This window comes from Mesorhizobium sp. M4B.F.Ca.ET.214.01.1.1, from assembly GCF_004791545.1.
Classification (GTDB): domain Bacteria; phylum Pseudomonadota; class Alphaproteobacteria; order Rhizobiales; family Rhizobiaceae; genus Mesorhizobium; species Mesorhizobium abyssinicae.
The window spans coordinates 1-349 of sequence record NZ_SRUX01000114.1; the positions used below are offsets into that span (position 1 = coordinate 1).

Here is a 349-nt window from a genome sequence, read left to right on the forward strand (position 1 = left end):
CTCCCTTGCTCCATCACGACAAACGCCTTCACGGCCTGCCCAAGAAGTTCGTCCGGAACGCCGATCACGGCTGCTTCCCGCACCCCCGGAATGCCGATAAGCGCGTTCTCAACCTCCTTGGGCGCGACCTTCTCGCCACGGGATTTGATGATCTCATCGCCACGACCGACGAAATAAAGGTACCCTTCCTCGTCAATTCGGCAGTAGTCGCCGGTATAGAGCACCTGTTCCCCCGGCAGAGGACCGGGTCTGAGCTTTCTCGCGGTCGCCTCAGGCTTGCCCCAGTAGCCCTTCATCACGGTCGCGCCCCGGATGACGAGCTGGCCGACGACGTCGGGGCCGACCCGCC

Annotated in this window: 1 pseudogene; it reads right to left on the reverse strand. The window is 63.3% G+C overall.

The window, feature by feature from the left end:
* Window positions 1-349, reverse strand: a pseudogene (locus EN857_RS33530) (AMP-binding protein); the annotation flags it as partial.